This is a genomic window from Caloranaerobacter sp. TR13, assembly GCF_001316435.1.
Classification (GTDB): domain Bacteria; phylum Bacillota; class Clostridia; order Tissierellales; family Thermohalobacteraceae; genus Caloranaerobacter.
The window spans coordinates 32,697-52,445 of the sequence record NZ_JXLL01000012.1 but is presented as its reverse complement, the minus strand read 5'-3'; the positions used below and the strand labels follow the sequence as shown (position 1 = coordinate 52,445).

Here is a 19,749-nt window from a genome sequence, read left to right as displayed (position 1 = left end):
CATTCCACATAGTTAATATAAAACGACCCAGAGAAATATCAAGAAGATTCTACAATAGACCACATTTACATTCCACATAGTTAATATAAAACGCAGGTTGGTTAAGCTCTGTAAAACATCATAAAAATTCATTTACATTCCACATAGTTAATATAAAACTGACCCAGATATACTTGAAGAAGAAGCAGGAGCGCCATTTACATTCCACATAGTTAATATAAAACTGGCCATAATTTGTACTACTTATAAACCTTTTTTTTACCCATTTACATTCCACATAGTTAATATAAAACGATGAACTTCATTTGACAGATAGTTTTTTAGAAGTAGATTTACATTCCACATAGTTAATATAAAACACACAAGAAGATATTGAAAAACTAAACGAAGAATTTCATTTACATTCCACATAGTTAATATAAAACTGGCCATAATTTGTACTACTTATAAACCTTTTTTTTACCCATTTACATTCCACATAGTTAATATAAAACGATGAACTTCATTTGACAGATAGTTTTTTAGAAGTAGATTTACATTCCACATAGTTAATATAAAACACACAAGAAGATATTGAAAAACTAAACGAAGAATTTAATTTACATTCCACATAGTTAATATAAAACTTCTATCACCTTTAATTCTTCATGTCTTTCCCATCTATTTACATTCCACATAGTTAATATAAAACTATCTCCTACACTTTTAGCAATATAAATCCGATACTATTTACATTCCACATAGTTAATATAAAACTTCTATCACCTTTAATTCTTCATGTCTTTCCCATCTATTTACATTCCACATAGTTAATATAAAACTATCTCCTACACTTTTAGCAATATAAATCCGATACTATTTACATTCCACATAGTTAATATAAAACTTCTTTACGCACCTGGAGTAATAAACCAATAAGATCAGCATTTACATTCCACATAGTTAATATAAAACTTTGAATATCTTGAGAAAAAACCTGACAAAGTCATGATTTACATTCCACATAGTTAATATAAAACTTCTTTACGCACCTGGAGTAATAAACCAATAAGATCAGCATTTACATTCCACATAGTTAATATAAAACTTTGAATATCTTGAGAAAAAACCTGACAAAGTCATGATTTACATTCCACATAGTTAATATAAAACTTTGAATATCTTGAGAAAAAACCTGACAAAGTCATGATTTACATTCCACATAGTTAATATAAAACTACTGTAACAGGTGCTTGTCCCTCAACAATTTCGACATTTACATTCCACATAGTTAATATAAAACGACAGATACCTTAACTTTTAGTTCCTCCGGATTTTCTAAATTTACATTCCACATAGTTAATATAAAACGGTGGGGGTCGTGTGAAAATAACCTGTGTATTTTTTGAATTTACATTCCACATAGTTAATATAAAACCCTTCCAATTCTTCTAATTCTTCCAATAATTCTTCATTTACATTCCACATAGTTAATATAAAACAAGGTATTAAAGACTTAGCGGGTAATACAGGAAACATATTTACATTCCACATAGTTAATATAAAACTATAATCATCATAATAATTACTTACCACACTTACATCATTTACATTCCACATAGTTAATATAAAACTCTGGGGGGCGTATTACTTTGTATAGTGTTGATATGGTAATTTACATTCCACATAGTTAATATAAAACCTTTATTCGTTATATTATATATTTCTATAGCTTGTCCATTTACATTCCACATAGTTAATATAAAACAAAGGGATAATTTAAAAAATAGCTTGAGCATAGAACATTTACATTCCACATAGTTAATATAAAACTGGGTCTAAAGGCATTGTTTTTCCTGCACCCCAATGATAATTTACATTCCACATAGTTAATATAAAACAGCACAAGACAAAGAAACTATGAGTGAAAATTATGAATTTACATTCCACATAGTTAATATAAAACAAAGAAATAAGTATATAAAATACATGATAAATAACGAATTTACATTCCACATAGTTAATATAAAACGCTCTTGCTCATACAAGTGAATTTCAAAAAATCTTCAATTTACATTCCACATAGTTAATATAAAACTTATAACATTTGTTCGTACAATTGTCAATTCTTTTTAGATTTACATTCCACATAGTTAATATAAAACGCTTTATTCGTTATATTATATATTTCCACAGCTTGCCCTATTTACATTCCACATAGTTAATATAAAACTTTTTCTTTGCCCTTTTGCCACGTTTAGAGGCTTCGCATTTACATTCCACATAGTTAATATAAAACGTATTCTTTTCCATTATAAACATTCTTAATATAATGATTTACATTCCACATAGTTAATATAAAACGTCTATTCTTCTTTCAACTATTTCCATGATGCAATAATATTTACATTCCACATAGTTAATATAAAACGCAAAAAAATTCTAGCAATTGCTTCTTATAGTTGTAAATTTACATTCCACATAGTTAATATAAAACGAACTATTGTATTTACATCATAGTCTTGTTCAGCGTAATTTACATTCCACATAGTTAATATAAAACTTATCAAAATGTTAGTATAGCAAGAATTGCGAGAAGTTTATTTACATTCCACATAGTTAATATAAAACCTTAAATATTCAAAATTTAAAGAGTGTAAAAAATGCAAATTTACATTCCACATAGTTAATATAAAACCGGGACAATAGAAGGAATAAGGATAAGATTTTACCCATTTACATTCCACATAGTTAATATAAAACAACTGGAGTAATGAGAGATGATCTTCACGAAAAGGCTGATTTACATTCCACATAGTTAATATAAAACGATTAGATTGAGTCATAAGCGTATTGTCAATATTCGCTATTTACATTCCACATAGTTAATATAAAACTTGCTATTGAAAGAATTAAAATGTTTGAGCCGCCAAAATTTACATTCCACATAGTTAATATAAAACGAATAGAAATAGACGAAGAAAAAGGAACAACTAGAAATTTACATTCCACATAGTTAATATAAAACAAAGGAAAAGAGGGGTAAGAATGATTGATTTTAGCGGATTTACATTCCACATAGTTAATATAAAACTAAAATGTTACCTTATGCGGAAGAAGTAGAAAAACAATTATTTACATTCCACATAGTTAATATAAAACCCATTTCTTCATTATCTACTTCTACATAATACACATCATTTACATTCCACATAGTTAATATAAAACGTCCTTAAATATATAGCAGTACCAGAATTGCAACAACGATTTACATTCCACATAGTTAATATAAAACTAATTTCGCTTGTACTTCTTGCTCTAACGTAATTCCATTTACATTCCACATAGTTAATATAAAACATAGAATACCGGCATTATATCACCACCTATGCATTATAATTTACATTCCACATAGTTAATATAAAACTAGGGAAGTTGTAAGAATTGCCGACACGCTAGCTCCATTTACATTCCACATAGTTAATATAAAACCCTTAATCATGGACCACTTTATACTTTCGCATTATGATTTACATTCCACATAGTTAATATAAAACTATACTTTAAATGTAGATGTTATTGTCGACTATTATGCATTTACATTCCACATAGTTAATATAAAACTATGAGATACGAACAATGTTAATAGCGTCGGTTGGGATTTACATTCCACATAGTTAATATAAAACAATTCATATAAGCACAATTGGAGTATTAAGCAGTTATTTACATTCCACATAGTTAATATAAAACTTGATTGATGTTACTTTGACTAGTAAGACGTTGAATTATTTACATTCCACATAGTTAATATAAAACCTACTTGTAACGGTGCTTGTCCCTCAACAATTTCTACATTTACATTCCACATAGTTAATATAAAACTATTGTAGTTGGTATTCTGCAATTCCTAAAAGAAAAGATTTACATTCCACATAGTTAATATAAAACAATTTGATATTTGAATTGCAAGATGAATATTATAGAAATTTACATTCCACATAGTTAATATAAAACTTAGATGATGAACTATGTATGGCAGTATGGACAAATACATTTACATTCCACATAGTTAATATAAAACCTTAAGATTTTAGCAGAATACAGAACAGAAACGCTTATTTACATTCCACATAGTTAATATAAAACGAAAGAGAGAAAGAATATGAAAAGTTTAAAAAGAATAAATTTACATTCCACATAGTTAATATAAAACATCATCATCACCAGCTATATATTTATCGGTTGTGTCATTTACATTCCACATAGTTAATATAAAACGTGATGATGATGTCATGGAATTTCCAATAGTTATACATTTACATTCCACATAGTTAATATAAAACCCCATTTTTATAATAGCTACTTATAAGAATTTTAAAAGTTTACAGCTTATTTTAATTTAATTATAATTAGTATTTTTGCAGTAAAGCTGTAGTAGTGTTTTATGTAATATAAATTAATTGCCTTTTGATTAAGATATTTCTTGAGTTTCATAACTTTTTTAATTAAAATTACTTTACTGCAACTTTAGAATTTCTCAATTATGATTTAAAGCAAAATCCTAAAGTACTTTTCAAAAACTTATTTAATAAATCTCATCATCTATCATACCATTATACTAAAAATTATGGTTAAAACAAAATTTTCGATTTAAATAAATTATAAGGTAGATTTTGCCCATATCCATAAACGGAAATTATATTTTAAATCATTCACAATTTAACAAAGTATATAATTCCCTATGGATTATAAAAAAATATCATCAAAGCTTTTATCAATACCAATTATTTTTTTCTTTATATGACTAGATGCTTTAATTTCATAAATATAAAGAGAGTCTTCTTGCTTATTTAAAATTTTATTTACCTCATAAAGACACTTTTTCAATTTTCCTTCTGTTATTTCCCCTTCAAATACTGAATTTTGTGTCCAAATTAAATATTCTTTTAATTTTTTTCTAACTTTATTAACTCTTTTTTCACCAACATCATACGTAAGTATCACAAACATATTACCACCAAGCCTTTAAAGGTTTATATTCTTCATCGCCTATGAAATGTTTAATAAGCTTATAACATTCTAATCTTATAAACATTCTATAAGAAACTTTCCTTTTCAGTTTCCTATGTTTTATAGTTGTACCTAGTTTTCTTTCATACTCTGAAATAAATTTCTTTCTACCTTTTTCATTTAAATAACATATTCCTTCATCTATATCAAAATCATCAAATGTTATTACTCTATTATTTACTAAACTAAATATTATTGTATCAACAACGAGAGGCTTAAATATTTCTGAAATATCTAATCCTAACGAAAATCTTTTAACTGATGGCTCATGAAGAAAACTTATCGTTGGATCTAGCTGTGTTTTATATATTTCAGACAATACAGTTGTATACATTAAACTATTCCCAAAAGATATCATTGCATTTACTGGATCAGTTGGCGGCCTCTTTTTTCTTTTTTCAATACCAAAATCTGATTTTAATATTTTATTGAATGATTTGTAATAACTTTTTCTTATTCTTCCTTCTATCCCCATTAGTTCATCGATTCTTTGTACTTTTTCTATGTTTTTCCTCTCAGCTTGGATTCTCTCTATTAAATCTTCTATTCCTTCTTTATGTCTTCTCATATTTTTAAGTATGTGATGAACAGCACTGTCTACAAATGATTTTGCTATATAAAGTCTTTTTTCATAATCATTGTAATGATTTGCTTGATTTACTACTGTAAAACCCGAAACATTCTTTTTTCTTGGATAATAAGTACCAGAATAATAACCGTAATAGTTGTAAAAGCTAAGCATTATTCCGTACTGTGATAAATAGTTTATAAGTTTAGAATTTAAATCTATTTCTCCAAATAAGTGAATACAGTTTATCTGCTCAACAGGTAATGTTCTTTTATTTTCTAAACAATCTATAAAGTATATTGTATTATCTTTTCTTTTTAACCTTCCATTGCTAAATATATAAAAATCTCTTGACATAGCTACACCTCCTCTTTAGCAAAGCAAAACTCGTAGTACGCACATTTCGTGCAATATGGTAATTTAACCAATTCAGGAGGTTTTCTCTTTTGTGAAATTTCTTTAATGTCAATTAAAGCTTTTTCGATTTCCCTCTTATATTCATCAGTTAGCTCTATTTCTTCTTGTCTTTTCTCTTTTACATAGTTTATTAATCCTTTTTTCTTTATTCCTAAACTATCTAAATAATATAAATAGTATATAAGTTGCATTTTATCTGCTTTTGTCATCTTACTACTTATTTTTACTTCTCTTACATAATCATTATCTAAAATATCTATTTTAAGCATATCATCTATTAATACTTCTTTTTTCTTTAATCTTTTATAAGAATTTTCATGAATTAATTTACCTATCATTACTCTGTCGCTATTTTGTTCCATTGTTATTCCTTTTGAATATAACCATAGTTTTCTTTTACATATATAATAGTAATTTACTTTTACTCCTTGAACTTTAAAATTATTTAAATCAAATTCCATTATATCACCTTACCTTACAAAAACTGCATTTCAACATCAAATTCGTTCAAATCTTTTTTTAATCCTATTTCAAAACTATAGTTATAATCGATTACAGGTATTTTATTAAATCTACCTAGTTCGATATAATCTACTATACGTCCATTTCTTCTTGCATCTTCAAACATATATAGAGGTATATCTACTACAAATTCTTTAATGTTATTTTTTGCCAATTCTCTTTTTTTTCTATCCTTACTTGTCTTTACAATACTTTCACATTCTTTAATAAAATCTATATCTTTATCATAAATACATCTAGGTATAACTGGAACGTTTAAAATGTTTCTTAGTTTAACATCTACCTTTTCTATTTCAAATTCCCTTATATTTTTAATCTTATTGATTGTATTCCTAATTTTTTTATAGTATTCAGCTTCTTCTAATTTTTCCTTTGAATATACATTTTGAACTATTTTCATCTTCAACTCCTCATCTAATTTCTGTCCATTTAATTCTTTTATAGCTTCTTTAGATAATTGAAATATTTTGGGATCAATAATAGATTTATCACTATTACCTACTCCTGATGTATATGTATCTTTACCTGTATATACATATACATTTGTTACATTATCTTTTAATGTTCTATTTCTATATACTCTTCCCATTCTTTGAAATAAACCAGATATATCAGATAACTCTGTATATAATACATCAAAGTCTATATCAAGACTAGCTTCAACTACTTGTGTAGTTACCCATATACCACTTTCCTTATTATTTCTATCACCCATTTCTAATATTTCTCTCTCTTTTAATGCCCTGTGTTTTTTTATAAACCTACTATGTAATAAATTAACATTAGCATCTGGCAACTTATTACTTAATTCATCATAAATCTCTTGTGCCTTTTTTACCGTATTAACTATGATTAATATCTTTTTGTCTCTCCAATTTTCTACTACATGATTTATGTTTATACTTTCTTCTATTACCTCGACTTTATGTCTGAGCTGTACCTTTCCTTTTTCCTTTTTACAATAGGTTACAGGTTCATTAAACTCTATTTCCTCTTCTTTCATAAAATCTAATATTATCTGTGGTAATGTAGCAGTTACTATACTAAACTTTCCTCCAGCTTCCGTAATATATTTTAATGCTACAATTAAATATCCTATCATATCTGGTGAATACATTTGTATCTCATCTATTACAAGTTTTGAATAAGCTAAGGTAGCAAGTTTTAATTCAAATCCTTCATACTTAAATATAAAGTCTATAAGTTGATCTAATGTACATATAGTAAGTGGCATACTAAACTGTTTTGTTTTATCATAATAATCAATATCGAAATCATCATTTCTCTTTAAGTATTCAGAATATGTATCAGAATGAAGTAATGCTACATGCTTAAATCCTATTTTATCTTTAACCCTATCATATATAGCATTTATAGAAACTCTTAAAGGTAATGTAAAAAATCCCTTATTATTTCCTATCCAAAATAAAGCTGCTTCTGTTTTACCTATACCTGTTGAAGCAATTATTATATTATTATTATCTCGGTTCTTTATCATATATTGTTGTAATTCATTTGGTTTATATCCACTATCCTCTATTGATTTTAATGTTTTCTCAAATAAATCTTTATTAGGTTCCTCAACAGGTATATGGGCACTTGCTGAATAATCTAACTTGTTAAGTAATCCTTTAGTAAGTATATATTTGTAATAAATTTCATTTTCATCTTCTCCATATATTATTCGTCTATATTTATTTACGTATCTCGAATATGATTTATATAGTTTTTCTGTTTTGTCTATTTCATCAAATTCAAATAAATCTCTCCATTTTTCCAAATCTTCTTTTACAATCTTTTTTATAAAATCTGAATTCTCTAATTTTGGTCTATTATGATGATAATATATACTTTGATATAAAACTCTTAACTCATCCTCACTATACTTTTTTGCTAACTTCTTTTTTGGTAAAAAAGCAGGACTTAAATACCCATGAGGAATCTCCTCTATCTCTGGCAAATCATCTTTTAATTCATTTAATCCCATTTTCCTATACAGCTTATTTTGAAATTTAGTATTCATCTTACCTAAATCATGATATATACAAGCAATTCTTAAAATTTCCAAATCTAGATATTTAATATTTGGATATATACTTTTTAGTTTACCAAATTGAAACAATAACTCTTTTGTATGTTCTACAATACTTTCTTTATCTTTAGTTTTTGCAAGAAATAGATTATCCATATCCCTCTATCCCCTTCCATTAAATTTAAAGATAGGGTTAATCCCCTATCTTTAAGCGAAAAAAACTAAATTGTTATCTTCGTCTTTGTATATTTCCGATCCTTCAGTTATTTCATTTCTATTCATAACTCCATGAATTACTCTAACCTTTTCCCATTTCCTGATAATAGTATTTTTCTTTATTTTTATTTTGTTATAAACTTTATTAAGAGTATATATAGTTGCATTGGAAGGAAAATCAGATTTACAAAACATATTTAAAGGTATATATGCATCATAACCTAACTTAATTGAACAATCTTCTAACTCCTCGTTATTTATTTCTACTATCTTTACCTCATCAACTCTAACAATATCCTCTCTTCGTCCTAAAGAAATATACTCTTTGGGATTTATAAAATTTTCATAAATTAACTCCAATAACTTTTCATCTTTTGGTTTTATATGTATCAATAACTCTACATCTACTAAAAGTTCTGCAGTAGAAACTCCTTTTATTATTCCATATGATTTTTCAATTTCTTCTCCTGTTTTTTTGTTTATCTCCTTAGCTCTTACTATTACATTATGTCTGCCTTCTTCATACGCTGCACATGAGAACTCATATCTTGTCCATAAATCATTTACTTTAGAATGATACTTACCTTGAATGCTTATATTCATATCCTTATATTCTTCAAATCCACATACATAATGAATCATTCCTATTACAGTTGAATAAGGTGGTAGAGGATAAGTTTCTTTCAACTGAAAGCTTGTAGGTTTCTTATAGTTAACTAAATTTTGATAAAGCCTAAGTCTAATAGCTCTCATCTTATCACCTACTTAGCTTCTTTGTAATATTTATCTACTCTTTCTTTTAACTTATTAAAGAAATCACCCATATTAAGTGGTTTTAATTTTTCTTCTATATCACTATCATTTTTAAATATCCCTTTGATAAGTCCACATATAGTATTTTCTCTTATATTATCATCTAGTCTATAAACATCTTCTATAGTATCTATTAAAATCTTATTGTTCTTTACTTTAAGTTTATTTTCAAAAAAAGGATTCTTAATATCATATACTCCACCAATAGCAAATATTGGTGACAAATTTTCTCTTCTTCCCTTTATATCTCTATATAAAAACTTAATAGTATCTAACAGTTTATTTACTCTTTTCGCCTTCTCTTCATTTGGAATCTCTATATCATCATTTTCATCTATTCCTACTTTATCTAAATCTATAGTTATAGTATAAGCATAATAAGATTTATGTATCTCACTTTGAGCTATATTACCGCCATCTTTGAATTCTTTTTCTTGTTTATTGTATCTATCCAGTAATCCTTTATTGGTTAAGAAATCTAAATCAGCGTTAAAGCTCTCTAATGACACTGCATTAGAAAGTCTTACTACTGCAGAACGAGTTTTAGCTGGTTTTTTTGTTTTCATATATCCAAATAAATCTATTTCAGGATAATCCTTGATTGTTGCATCTGGAGCAAATTGTATTACAGAACCATCTAATTCTAATGGTGTTTTATCTTCTCCCATTTGGGTTATGATATTATATCTAATTGCTTGTCTAGAGATATATGTATAACTTTCTCCTGAACCTCTAGATATCTTTTTTAATGAAGCAACATTTCCAACTCCCTCACCATAATTTGCACTTTCAGCTTCAAATATAAAGCTTGCAGTTAAACCTTTTTTATTCATTTATCTCATCCCCCTCATTTTCTTTATTTGAATCTCTTTTCTCACTTTCTCCTTGAAGTCCTAATAAAAATGAATATCCTAATGTTTGGAATCTATCTTCATCCTTCAATCCATCAACAAATTCAATCGGTATTTCTTTATTCAAATACATATAAGCATTTATAAGAGTATCCATGAACTTATTTGTGTTCTTAGTTTTTAGTGCATTCAATAATCTATAAGATATACCATTTATCTTATTTTTTGAATTTTTCACTTCATAAGCCTTTCTAAGCTCAAAACCTAACTGTTGAAGTTTATCTATAGTATTATAAGAAATCATTTTCCCTTTCATAATACCTCCTAAATAATCATTATTTATTTTAATAATAATTTTTATATTACCAATTCTAGTGAATTTTTCATTCATATTTAGATATAAAAGTTTATTTATTAGATCAAACTGATTTTTGTTATCATATAATCTTTTAATAACTTCGCTATATACATTAATATAATCCCCTGCATCAGTCTTTACATAATTATTCACCAAATATCTTAATAACTTCTTATTTTCATATATGATTTTTAATTTATTCTTTGATAGTACATTAAAGGTATACGGCCTTCTATCATTATTAGAATCTAATTTAACTATCTGTATATTATCTATCTCTTTTTCCATATTTTCTACTACACTTTGTTTTAAATTTTCAGATACAGCATAATAACTTTTTTCTTCTAATTCCTCAAACTTAGTATTATGGTCTATCGCAATACTATTAATACTTATCAGAGTTTTAACATCTGAATTTTGATTAATAAACAACCCTTTATCTCTTACTACTGTAAATCCTGCTGGTATACAAGAATATACCAAATTACATATAGGACAAATAAATGTATCTCCATAGAAATTCCAAAAATGAGATGTTTTTCGAGACATATCCACTCCTATTTTATTTAGCCAAGTTAAATCATAAGAAGCTGGCTTAGATAATTTTGAAATCTTCCTATTACAATTAAAACAATTATAACTAAAATTATTCTTATCTTCATGTATATAACTGATAATACTATTTATAAAATAGTTCTTATATTCTTCATACATATCATTTTTGTTTGCATTTTTATGCAAAAAACTTACATCTTTAAGAAATTTAGCTATTACATCGTATATAATATTTTTTGCTAGTATTATTCTCTTTACTTCGTCTTCTTTTAAAAAATATATTATATTACTAATTATATCTAATTGTCCCTTTATATTAGGAATAATATCTTTAATAGTTTGCTTTTTTGTCTTCTTTATTTTTTTTAATTTCTTCTCTTCTTTTAACAAATCTAATCTGCCAAATTTAATAATTGAATACCCACTTTTATAACTACTGCTTGTTAGTCTTTTTTTGGTATATTCAATATAAGAATTTATTTTTTCTATATCTTTTTCTTTTATTTCATCTTCATTAAAATTCATTATATAATCTTCAAAACTAACTATCTTATACCATGAAGTGAATTTTAAATACTTATCTATAAAATACTTAAAATACATTTCTTCAAAGTTTTCTAATAGCTTTTCATCAAACTCTATATAATTTAATTTTTTTTCAAACTTTTTTTCACTATATTCTAAGATGTTGGCTATTCCAACTATGCCTGCATTATATAACCAATCTGAAAGTTCTAACCTTATCTTGCTAATCTTTCTCACCTCCTACACTAATACCTCCACCATTCCAAATCCCTGATTCCTTCTAAAACCAATTCCAAGCATATATATATCATTCAAATCTTCTATGTCTCCTTCGAGATAAAAACTACCTTTATATGAATTTAAATACAAATAATCATTATTATTTTTTTGAATATAGCCTCCTATTTTTTCCTTAACTACAACTTTAGTAAGATTAATTGGTTTAAATTTTATTTCTTTTTTTAATCCATATCCTCTAAAATTTTTCAAACTTAAATCTAATATGTAATTAAGATTTTCTTCATATTTTTCATCCTCTGGTGATAAAGAATTACCCACCTTATCTTTTATGTAAATTGGCGACAATGTTTTAAAAATAGCTCTATCTTTTAATATTCTCTTTTCTCTTACAAGCCTTATTCTATCTTTTTTTAGTCTATAGCTTTTATATTCAAACACTGTATTTTTAAGTAAGCCATTATAAAGATTTATCATAAACTCATGGTCTGGCGAGCTTATGTTTAAAGTTATTTTTCCATTTACTTTAAAATTTTCATTTTCTCTTTTAAAATCATTTAGATATACTGAAAAACAAAAATTTTTACTTTTCTTATTAGATTTATTTTTAAAATAATACAAGTTATTAAAATATTCTTTATTTGATTTTTCTAGTGATTTTTTTATTAAACTTACAAACATCATTCTATAAGATAGAGGTAAAACATCGCATTCATAAGAGCAGCTTAACTTCATTGAATCACCTCCTTCCCTTTTATTTAAGAAAATATTACCATATATACGTGGAAGTATATTTGTCACATTATTAAATTTTGTATAAATCTTTTAATTTTTTTACTTCATCTTTTATTTCTTCTTTCAATTCTTCAGGCTCTAATATTTCTACATGACTACCCATACTTAAAATCCAAGTTTTTATCTCTGGCAAACCAGTCATTATTGCTTCAAATAGAATAGAGTTGTCCTCTTGATTGAATATTATTTTTTGATTTTCACTCCAAATCCTTTCACTGACTATAATAGACATAGGAAATTTTATTTTTAATTTTATGTTATAAAGCTTGTCCTTAAAGATGCTATTATACCCTAGATAGTCGCTTAATTTAAAATCAATTGGCTTATCAAAAGTATCTTTTAATAATTCATAGCTTTTAATTCTAGATAATTTAAAATCTCTAATCTCTCCTCTTAGTTCACAGTACCCAATACAATACCAAAATCCTTTATACATAAAAAGTGCATATGGTCTTATAATCCTTTCAGCTAAGCCTGAATTTATTGAAAAATAATTAATTTTCAACTTATTCCTTGATATTATTGAACTGCTGATATCCACATATTTTTTCTTTTCATTTTCTAAATCTATGTTAGGTCTCGAAACTTTTATTATATGTTGACTTTCGCTATCGTCATATCTTCTTTCTAAAGCAGCCTTAATTTTATCTAAACCTCTTTCATATTCTTTTAAAAACATAAAATTATCTTCTTTTTCAAGAAGTTCTTTAGCCATTAAAAAAGAAGAAATTTCTGCTTCTTCTAAATCTAAATTAAAAATAAATGAGTTTTTATCTAAATAATATCCACCATTCTTTCCTGGTTCACTTAGTAAATATATCCTAGCTTTTTCTAGTTCATTTTTATACTCCCGTATTGTTCTTTCGCTTACTTCTAATATTTCAGCTAGCTCTTTTATTTTCATTCTACCTCTACTTTTTAAAAGAATTAGCATTCTCAAACAATTACTTAGCTTACTCATATCAAAACCCCTTTTATAAAATTCAAAGTTTCTATAAAATTCTATAACTCTAAAAGAAAATCCTGCTATATAATTCCTATTTTAAAACAATATACTACAATTAATAATTAATTGTAATAAAACTACATTATGTATAACAAACCTTTTTATTCTTCATTTATCCTAGTCACACATATTTAATCAATCCCATATAATGTCATTAGAAACTTATTTGATATCTAATGTTAGCCAAGACTAATTATTTTTTTAGTTTAAGTTAACCTAAGCTAACTAGAGAGGTGATATTATGGAGCTTGTAAGCAAATCTTTTGTTAGTTATAAAATTAGAAAACATGAAATTCCACTAAATGAGCTTCCTGTTGGAAAAAAAGCTAGAATAAAAATGTTATCAAAAAATATACTTCCAAGAAGGCGGCTTCTAGATTTAGGGCTTATACCAAATACAATAGTTAAAACTGAAAGGATAAGTCCTTCTGGAAATCCGATAGCATATAACATAAGAGGAGCAATAATTGCTCTAAGAAAAGAAGAAATAGAAAATGTAATTGTTGAAATTCTAGATTGAGGAGGATAATAAATGGGACTTACCAGTAAATCAACGGGTTTATCGCTACTAAAGAACAAGTACAATATCGATAAGGATGATAAAGATATGATAGTAATTGCGTTAGCGGGTAACCCTAATACAGGAAAAAGTACTTTATTTAATACTTTAACAGGTTTAAATCAGCATACTGGTAACTGGCCAGGAAAAACAGTATGTAATGCTAAAGGAACTTTTAAGTACAGAGATAAAGAATTTCTACTTGTAGATTTACCTGGAACTTATTCTCTTTTAGCAAATTCAGTTGAAGAAGAAATAGCCAGAGACTTTATTTGTTTTGAAAATCCAGATATAACTATCGTAATTACTGATGCAACTTGTCTGGAAAGAAACTTAAATCTCGTACTTCAAGTTATGGAAATAACTGATAGAGTTATCGTATGTCTTAATCTTATGGATGAAGCAAAACGCAAGGGAATATCAATTGATATAGAAAAATTAGAAAGCAGGCTTGGTGTACCAGTAATACCTACTGTTGCAAGAGATAATAAAGGCATAGATAAATTATTAGAAACAATTTATAAAATGATTAACGGAAATATCGAAGCTAATCCTTATAGATTAAAATATAGTGATGAAATTGAATCTATTGTTGAAAAGATTGAGCCAATTTTAGAAGAATCTTTAGGTTCAAAATATAACACTAGATGGCTTGCACTAAGATTAATAGATGGAGATAAAGCTATTTTTAATTCTATAGATAATATCCTAAAAGAAAACTCAGTTTAAGAGAGGTGAATTTATGGACTCCATTAAAGATGCATCAAGTAGAATTTCGAACATATTAAATAATAAACTCAAAACAGAAATAAATATTAGTGATAGCATAGTAACTACTATATATGAAAAAGCAGAAGAAATAGCAAACGAAGTTTTAATAATTGAAGATAAAAGAAAAATTAATTGGGATAAAAAAATTGATGATATACTAACATCTAGAATATTTGGATACCCGATCATGCTGTTACTTTTAGGTCTAATTTTTTGGATAACTATACAAGGTGCTAACTATCCATCACAGTTACTAGGCAAAATATTATTTGGTTTAGAAAATAAACTAACTGAATTTTTTATGTATATTAATGCTCCATATTGGTTACACGGTATATTAATTTTAGGAATGTATAGAACTCTTGCTTGGGTAGTATCTGTAATGCTACCACCTATGGCTATATTTTTTCCACTATTCACATTATTAGAAGACCTAGGATATCTGCCCAGAATAGCTTTTAATTTAGACAATTTCTTTAGAAAATCTGGAACGCATGGAAAACAAGCTTTAACAATGAGTATGGGGTTTGGATGTAATGCAGCAGGAGTTATAGCAACTAGAATAATAGATTCCCCAAGAGAACGTTTAATAGCTACAATTACAAATAGTTTTGTTCCTTGTAATGGAAGATTCCCAACTCTTATTGCCGTATCAACAATTTTTTTCAGTTCACTAGTCTCTCCAAAATTTAGCACAATTACAGCAACAGTATCTGTAATAGGTATTATTCTAATCGGCATATTTATAACTTTATTGGTATCAAAGATACTTTCTAAAACAATTCTAAAGGGCGTTCCTTCAACCTTTACTCTCGAACTACCACCTTATAGAAAACCTCAAATAGGCAGAATATTAGTTAGATCCTTAATAGATAGGACATTGTTTGTCTTATCAAGAGCAGTATTAGTAGCCGCACCAGCAGGAGCTTTAACATGGCTGGTTGCTAATATCAACATTGGTGGAATAAGCCTATTAAATCATATAGCTTACTTTTTAAATCCTCTCGGAAATTTAATGGGATTAGATGGTTTTATTTTACTAGCATTTATATTAGGTCTACCTGCAAATGAAATTGTACTTCCAATTCTTATAATGAGTTATTTATCTACTGGAGCTATGATTGAACTAAATAGTCTAGATGCTCTAAAAAATCTACTAGTTAATAACGGCTGGACCTGGGTAACAGGATTAAACTTTATGTTATTCTCTTTATTACATTTCCCATGTGGAACAACTCTACTGACCATAAAAAACGAAACAAATAGTATTAAATGGCCTGCTTTCACTGCTATACTAACTACTTCGATAGCTATTTTAGTTACATTAACTATAAATTTATTAGCTACAATAATATAGGTACTTGGTACTGGATACTTGGTACTAGGTGCTGGGCACTTGGTACTAGGTGATAATTGATTATTCGTCGTTCATCATTCACGTTTCGATATTTAAAAAAATGATGAGCGGCGAATTTTTAATTGTTGTTAACTGTCTACCTTCTTTTAATATTTTCTAAACTACTGTGTATTTTATAGTTTTTAAATTTTTCATAAAGGTCATCATTATCTTTAAAAAATTGAACTAATTTTTCAATACATTTTATTGTAGAAATAGTAAAGTAATGTTCCATAGCCTCTGCTTCTTGTTTTACATCACAATCAGACCCTATAATTCTAACAAATTCACGTAATATTCTATTCCTCTCTATTAAGAATTTCCCTTCTTTTTCTCCTTTTTCTAGCATATAAATTTTCTCATATGGTCTATATACTATATATTCTAAGTCATGTAATTTTTTTAATCCCTTAACAACAGAAGGCATCGAAACTCCTAGACAATCTGCTATATCCTTAACCCTTATTTCTTTTTTGTTCCTTGATAATCTATATACCTCTTCTAAATAATCTTCAAGGCTTGGAGAGAGCATGCGACCATCTCCTTAAGTTTTAATAAATTGTATTAGATATATTTAAATTATATTCAATAATATTAAATATATCCTAAACATAAGTATGTAATGTACATAGACTTCAACCTATCAGGAGGGGTATTTTTGCTTATATTTGATGTGTTTTTAATATCTTTTGCACTAGCATTAGATGCTTTTGGAGTAGCATTATCTCTTGGTTTAGATAAAAGAATTAAAAAAAATTGTGTTTTTTTTACAATAATAATTTTTGGGTTTTTTCAGTTTTATTTTGCATTCATAGGAGGATATTTGGGAACCCTTTTTAATAGGTATGTTTTTAAACTTCCAAGTTTAGTCGGTGGGATAATAATATTACTAGTTGGTATTTTAATGTTCAAAGAAGGCTTTGATAATAAAGATAAATTCAGCTCTCTTCATTATGTATTAATACTAATATTAGGAATATCTGTTAGTATAGATGCTTTAGTTGTAGGCTTTTCTATATTTAATACTTTCACTTCTAAATTAATGCTACTTAAGAATTGTATTATTGTTGGCTTTACAACCTCAATTTTTACAACTATTTCTTTTTTTATAAGCAGACATATTAAAAAGCTCAAATTCATAAGAGAATATGCCGATTTCCTTGGAGGGATTATTTTGATTTTTTTTGGAATAAAAATGATATTCTTTTAATTTATACAATTTTGAGAATTAATTTGTATAGTAAGTATATTCTACATCATTTACTATCCTGATGTAATGATACATAAAATTACATGGTTTAGTTAGCGTATTATTACACATAATATTAGTACAACAAAAAACAAAAATAAAAAAATATATTAAGGAGGGTAAATGATGGCATATCAAAAACCAGGAAGGAATAAAATAGTAGTTCCTGAAGCTCGACAAGCATTAAACCAAATGAAAACTGAAATAGCTAACGAGCTAGGATTATCAAACTATGATGCAATGGATAAAGGTAACCTAACTGCAAGACAAAATGGTTATGTAGGAGGTTACATGACTAAGAGACTAGTTGAGCAAGCTCAAAGAAGTATGAGTGGAACAACTCCAACTAGATAATTAAATAATAATAACTAAAAACAAAGGTAGGCTTTAGATTTAAAGTCTACCTTTGTTTTTTGTATTATACAGCTGGTGGAGTAAAAGTCCTTTGAGCTAGTTCCTCATCTAGCATGTAAATTCCATGACTATTATCTCCTAATCTTTCTAATTTTTTAAGTATAGCTTTCATACTATTTTGCTCTTCTATCTGCTCATCTACAAACCATTTTAATAAACTTATTGTAGCATGTTCTTTTTCTTCAGTAGCAATATCCATAAGTTTATATATTCTCTTAGTCACAAATTTTTCATGTTCTAAAGCAGCTTTGAAAACATCTATTAATGATTCAAAATCATTTTTTGGCTCTTCAAGTGCTTGTATTGTAACTCTCCCATCCATTTCATTTATGAAATCAAAAAACTTCATAGCATGAAACTTCTCTTCTTCAACTTGAACTTTAAAGAAATTTGCAAATCCGTCTAAATCTTGCTGTGCACAATACGCAGCCATTGCTAGATAATAATGAGCTGAATATAGCTCGTATTTAACTTGTTCATTTAGTTCTTTTAATAATCTTTCTGATAACATTAGTTCCCCCTCCTCTAGAAAAGCGTATTAATTTACATCTATATACGCTTATACCCGATTCAAGTTAAATTAAACAAAAATTCTTCATTATTCAACAATATTTCTCATCTTTTAACGTGACTCTTTTTCATCAGTAAACTTAATTATATTTATATTTTCTTGTGTTATTATTAAACCATCATTTATAAATTTCTCTATGTTTGATATGAATTGTTCTATTTTTTCTTCTGAATCTATTATTTCTAATACTATTGGCAAATTATCTGATAATCTAAAAATATGCGTTGTATGTAAACTATGATGACCTCCAAACCCCTCTATTCCTCTATATACTGTAATCCCTGCCATTTCTAATTTTTTTGCTTGTTCTACTATCAAACGGTATAGCGATAATCCGTTATATTTATCAGATTCAGAAATATAAATTCTAAGTAATTTTCCTTTACTTTGTGTTCTCATAAAAAACCTCCCTAAATTAGAGATTTAGCTAATATAAAGCCTAACCACACTGAAGTTAAACCTATTCCCATATTTAAGAATATATTTAATAAACCTAAAAAATAACTAGATTCTCTAAACAAGTTAATTGTCTCATATGAAAATGTAGAAAATGTAGTTAACGCACCTAACATACCTGTTCCAATAAGTAAACGTATTTGAGGATCTATTTCTACAACCTCAGTACCATACATCATCAAAAATCCAAGCATAAAGCTACCCAATCCATTTACAACTAGAGTGCCATAAGGTAAATATGAACCAAAAATATCCGTTACCCATCCTGTTATCCAATATCTTAAGTTGCTTCCAATAAAACCTCCTATCCCTAATAATATTACTTTCTTAAACATATTCATCATTCCCTTCTTCATACAATATCACGTTTAAATTATAGTCCGTTT

18 protein-coding genes and 1 CRISPR repeat array are annotated in these 19,749 nt (G+C 26.9%); of the genes, 5 read left to right on the top strand and 13 right to left on the bottom strand.

Going from position 1 to position 19,749, the window contains the following annotated elements; translation table 11 throughout:
• Positions 1-63: 63 nt before the first annotated feature.
• Positions 64-4,325: direct repeats of the CRISPR family, unit length 29 nt; unit sequence ATTTACATTCCACATAGTTAATATAAAAC.
• Positions 4,326-4,728: 403 nt separating this feature from the next.
• The 9 genes from cas2 to TR13x_RS08480 form a co-directional block, all read right to left on the bottom strand.
• Positions 4,729-4,992 carry a CRISPR-associated endonuclease Cas2 gene (gene cas2 / locus TR13x_RS08520; protein ID WP_054871502.1) on the bottom strand — a complete coding sequence of 88 codons (264 nt, stop codon included), beginning with the start codon at positions 4,990-4,992 and terminating at the stop codon, positions 4,729-4,731.
• Position 4,993: 1 nt separating this feature from the next.
• A complete protein-coding gene (cas1b, locus tag TR13x_RS08515) occupies positions 4,994-5,977 on the bottom strand; it encodes a type I-B CRISPR-associated endonuclease Cas1b (RefSeq protein ID WP_054871501.1) in 984 nt (327 codons plus the stop codon).
• 2 nt (positions 5,978-5,979) lie between these two features.
• Positions 5,980-6,498, bottom strand: coding sequence for a CRISPR-associated protein Cas4 (gene cas4 / locus TR13x_RS08510; RefSeq protein WP_054871500.1), 519 nt, complete (start codon positions 6,496-6,498; stop codon positions 5,980-5,982).
• Between the two features lie 14 nt (positions 6,499-6,512).
• Positions 6,513-8,747 (bottom strand): CRISPR-associated helicase/endonuclease Cas3, encoded by a 2,235-nt coding sequence (locus tag TR13x_RS08505; protein WP_054871499.1) that lies wholly within the window; start codon positions 8,745-8,747, stop codon positions 6,513-6,515.
• A gap of 51 nt (positions 8,748-8,798) precedes the next feature.
• Positions 8,799-9,560: a type I-B CRISPR-associated protein Cas5b gene (gene cas5b / locus TR13x_RS08500; protein ID WP_054871498.1), complete on the bottom strand. Its 762-nt coding sequence runs from the start codon at positions 9,558-9,560 to the stop codon at positions 8,799-8,801.
• Positions 9,561-9,568: 8 nt separating this feature from the next.
• The gene (cas7i, locus tag TR13x_RS08495; RefSeq protein ID WP_054871497.1) at positions 9,569-10,453 is read right to left on the bottom strand and encodes a type I-B CRISPR-associated protein Cas7/Cst2/DevR; all 885 of its coding nucleotides are present in this window, start codon (positions 10,451-10,453) and stop codon (positions 9,569-9,571) included.
• Positions 10,446-12,146, bottom strand: coding sequence for a type I-B CRISPR-associated protein Cas8b1/Cst1 (gene cas8a1 / locus TR13x_RS08490; RefSeq protein ID WP_054871496.1), 1,701 nt, complete (start codon positions 12,144-12,146; stop codon positions 10,446-10,448). Before cas8a1 ends, cas7i begins: the two co-directional genes overlap by 8 nt.
• A gap of 3 nt (positions 12,147-12,149) precedes the next feature.
• A complete protein-coding gene (gene cas6 / locus TR13x_RS08485) occupies positions 12,150-12,881 on the bottom strand; it encodes a CRISPR-associated endoribonuclease Cas6 (protein WP_054871495.1) in 732 nt (243 codons plus the stop codon).
• 70 nt (positions 12,882-12,951) lie between these two features.
• On the bottom strand, positions 12,952-13,902 hold the full coding sequence (locus TR13x_RS08480; RefSeq protein WP_054871494.1) for a YafY family protein: 951 nt from the start codon (positions 13,900-13,902) through the stop codon (positions 12,952-12,954).
• A 286-nt stretch (positions 13,903-14,188) separates the two neighbouring features.
• Here TR13x_RS08480 and TR13x_RS08475 point away from each other — a divergent pair, with 286 nt between their 5' ends.
• From TR13x_RS08475 to TR13x_RS11360, 3 genes are read left to right on the top strand one after another with little or no spacing between them, the layout of a single operon-like run.
• Entirely contained in the window at positions 14,189-14,467 is a 279-nt protein-coding gene (locus TR13x_RS08475; protein WP_054871493.1) for a FeoA family protein, read from the top strand.
• A 12-nt stretch (positions 14,468-14,479) separates the two neighbouring features.
• Complete coding sequence (locus TR13x_RS11365; protein ID WP_054871492.1) at positions 14,480-15,235, top strand: FeoB small GTPase domain-containing protein; 756 nt, start codon at positions 14,480-14,482, stop codon at positions 15,233-15,235.
• Between the two features lie 13 nt (positions 15,236-15,248).
• On the top strand, positions 15,249-16,634 hold the full coding sequence (locus TR13x_RS11360) for a nucleoside recognition domain-containing protein (RefSeq protein ID WP_054871491.1): 1,386 nt from the start codon (positions 15,249-15,251) through the stop codon (positions 16,632-16,634).
• 136 nt (positions 16,635-16,770) lie between these two features.
• Here TR13x_RS11360 and TR13x_RS08460 read toward each other — a convergent pair whose 3' ends face one another.
• Positions 16,771-17,205: a metal-dependent transcriptional regulator gene (locus TR13x_RS08460; RefSeq protein ID WP_054871490.1), complete on the bottom strand. Its 435-nt coding sequence runs from the start codon at positions 17,203-17,205 to the stop codon at positions 16,771-16,773.
• A gap of 126 nt (positions 17,206-17,331) precedes the next feature.
• Here TR13x_RS08460 and TR13x_RS08455 point away from each other — a divergent pair, with 126 nt between their 5' ends.
• On the top strand, positions 17,332-17,883 hold the full coding sequence (locus TR13x_RS08455; RefSeq protein WP_082394840.1) for a manganese efflux pump: 552 nt from the start codon (positions 17,332-17,334) through the stop codon (positions 17,881-17,883).
• A gap of 165 nt (positions 17,884-18,048) precedes the next feature.
• Positions 18,049-18,276 (top strand): alpha/beta-type small acid-soluble spore protein, encoded by a 228-nt coding sequence (locus tag TR13x_RS08450; RefSeq protein ID WP_054871488.1) that lies wholly within the window; start codon positions 18,049-18,051, stop codon positions 18,274-18,276.
• 64 nt (positions 18,277-18,340) lie between these two features.
• Here TR13x_RS08450 and TR13x_RS08445 read toward each other — a convergent pair whose 3' ends face one another.
• The 3 genes from TR13x_RS08445 to crcB form a co-directional block, all read right to left on the bottom strand.
• Positions 18,341-18,847 carry a ferritin gene (locus TR13x_RS08445; protein WP_054871487.1) on the bottom strand — a complete coding sequence of 169 codons (507 nt, stop codon included), beginning with the start codon at positions 18,845-18,847 and terminating at the stop codon, positions 18,341-18,343.
• Between the two features lie 111 nt (positions 18,848-18,958).
• The gene (locus tag TR13x_RS08440; protein WP_054871486.1) at positions 18,959-19,306 is read right to left on the bottom strand and encodes a DUF190 domain-containing protein; all 348 of its coding nucleotides are present in this window, start codon (positions 19,304-19,306) and stop codon (positions 18,959-18,961) included.
• A gap of 11 nt (positions 19,307-19,317) precedes the next feature.
• Positions 19,318-19,698 carry a fluoride efflux transporter CrcB gene (gene crcB, locus TR13x_RS08435; protein WP_200905846.1) on the bottom strand — a complete coding sequence of 127 codons (381 nt, stop codon included), beginning with the start codon at positions 19,696-19,698 and terminating at the stop codon, positions 19,318-19,320.
• Between the last annotated feature and the right edge of the window lie 51 nt (positions 19,699-19,749).